The organism is Hydrogenophaga sp. (assembly GCF_022844385.1).
Classification (GTDB): Bacteria; Pseudomonadota; Gammaproteobacteria; order Burkholderiales; family Burkholderiaceae_C; genus Hydrogenophaga.
This window is the reverse complement of the sequence record NZ_JALHLX010000004.1, coordinates 80,958-82,851: the sequence shown is the minus strand read 5'-3', so window position 1 is coordinate 82,851 and position 1,894 is coordinate 80,958. Positions and strand designations below refer to the sequence as shown.

Sequence of the window (1,894 nt, the reverse complement as noted above, 5' to 3'; positions counted from 1 at the left end):
AGCTGCCCTACGCGCTGCTCAAGAAGGTGTCCAGCCGCATCATCAACGAGGTGCGCGGCATCAACCGGGTGACCTACGACGTGAGCAGCAAGCCTCCGGCCACGATCGAGTGGGAATGAGGTAGTCGCCTGATGGGCGAGCAGCTCGACCGCCAGTTCGGCCTGCTGCGTTCGCTGCTGGTTTACCGCGGCATTCCGTGGCGCGGCATGCAGCTGCGGCGCTTTTACCGCCGCTTTGTGCCAGCCGGTGGGCTGGCGTTTGATGTGGGGGCCCACGCCGGCAACCGGGTCCTGGCCTTTCGCCAGCTCGGCGCGCGCGTGGTGGCGCTGGAGCCGCAGGCCGACTTTGTGCGCCTGCTGCAGCGCCGCTTCGGCACCGACCCCGTGGTGACACTGCTGCCACAGGCCTTGGGCCGCGCGCCGGGCCAGGCGCGTTTGATGGCCAGTCCACGCACGCCCTCGGTGGCCACACTTTCGACCGACTTTGTGGCGCGCGCCGGAGCAGCGTCATCGTTTCGCGGCGTGCAGTGGGAAACCGGGCCGCTGGTGGAGGTGACCACACTGGACGCCTTGATCGCTGCACATGGGGTGCCCGATTTCGTGAAGATCGATGTGGAAGGCTTCGAGCTGGAGGTGCTCATGGGCCTGAGCCAGCCGGTGCCGGCGGTGTCGTTCGAATTCGTTCCTGCGGTGCGTGATGTGGCGCTGGGCTGCATCGACCGGCTGGAGGCACTGGCTGGTGCCGGGCGCTACCGCTATGCCGTGTCCTTGGGGGAACGCCTTCGCCTGTTGCGGCCAGAGGGCGAGGACGCCGACGCCATGCGTGCGTGGCTGCACAACATGCCACCCGATGGACCGTCGGGCGACGTGCATGCCTGGCTGGCACGCTGAGATCAGGAGCCGGAGGGCGATCGATCTTTTGAAAGGGCGGGATCGGCGGGTCGCACCACATGGTCGATGCCCCGGGTCTCGTGGGCGCCGGGCGCATCGAATGCGTTCAACAGCACCGAGGTCAGGGTCGGCATGCGGCCCAGCGAAGCTGGCGGTGGCGTGAGTCCCGCCACAAAGCCGTTGCCGAGCAAACGCTGCAGCAAGGCCGCATCGTCGCTGACCACGTGCACCGGCACCTCCCACGAGGCTCCCCGGCCGCTCACCAGGGCCGGTGGCTGGTGGTCGCCCACCACGATCATCACCATGGGCCGGGGCGCCCAGCGGCGCAGGTAGTCGGCCATCCACGCATGCTGGTACCGCATGCTCTCCAGGTACCGAGGCAAGGGCTGGATGAACGATCCAGCAGCAGGCGCTGCCACCACTCCGGCATAGGCCTCGGGACTTGTCAACGAGGCCGAGTCGGCAACAAACGGTGCAATCGGGTGAAAGGGCGCATGCGTGCTGGTGGTGGCGAACACGGCAAAGCGCGGTTCGCGCGCGCTTGTGCGGTCCAGTTCCTGCGCTTGCAGCATGGCCATGGCGGCCTGGTCGGGGATGCGCCAGTAGCCGAAGTCCCGTCCCCGGTAGCCAATGCCGGCGTCATCGGCCAGGCGGTCGAAACCGTAAAACGCACCTTCGGGCCACGGGCTTTTGAGGCCGGGCATCCAGCCCACCGTGCGGTAGCCGTGGCGCGCGAAGTGGCTCACCAACGTGGGCCGCTGGCTGGTCAGCAACAGGTCGTGGTCGGCTGGGTCGGTGGTGTCCACGCCGGCCAGCAACGCCGCGTGCGACAGCCAGGACGAGCCGCCAAAGGTCGGTGCGGTGACGCGGGCCGACACCACGAAGCGACCGCTGTCCTGAATCGCCTGCGCGAGCTCCGCGCGTGGTTCGGCGAGCGCGGCGGCCTGTGTGGCGTCGTCAAAAGTGATGGCGCCGTAGGACTCCGCGAACACCAGCAAGACGTC

At 68.2% G+C, this 1,894-nt stretch carries 3 protein-coding genes; 2 read left to right on the top strand and 1 reads right to left on the bottom strand.

Annotation, left to right across the window (positions count from 1 at the left end; all coding sequences use genetic code 11):
* Both Q0C59_RS01970 and Q0C59_RS01965 read left to right on the top strand, forming a co-directional pair.
* On the top strand, positions 1–119 hold a 119-nt coding region (locus Q0C59_RS01970; RefSeq protein WP_291210947.1), incomplete at its 5' end, for a hypothetical protein.
* A gap of 12 nt (positions 120–131) precedes the next feature.
* The gene (locus Q0C59_RS01965; protein ID WP_291210939.1) at positions 132–890 is read left to right on the top strand and encodes an FkbM family methyltransferase; all 759 of its coding nucleotides are present in this window, start codon (positions 132–134) and stop codon (positions 888–890) included.
* A gap of 2 nt (positions 891–892) precedes the next feature.
* Here Q0C59_RS01965 and Q0C59_RS01960 read toward each other — a convergent pair.
* The coding region (locus Q0C59_RS01960) for a sulfatase-like hydrolase/transferase (RefSeq protein ID WP_291210936.1) at positions 893–1,894 on the bottom strand (1,002 nt) is incomplete at its 5' end.

Bases quoted from the DNA above. Each gene is read 5' to 3' on its own strand.
- Q0C59_RS01965 (WP_291210939.1), top strand. From the start codon at position 132: ATGGGCGAGCAGCTCGACCGCCAGTTCGGCCTGCTGCGTTCGCTGCTG.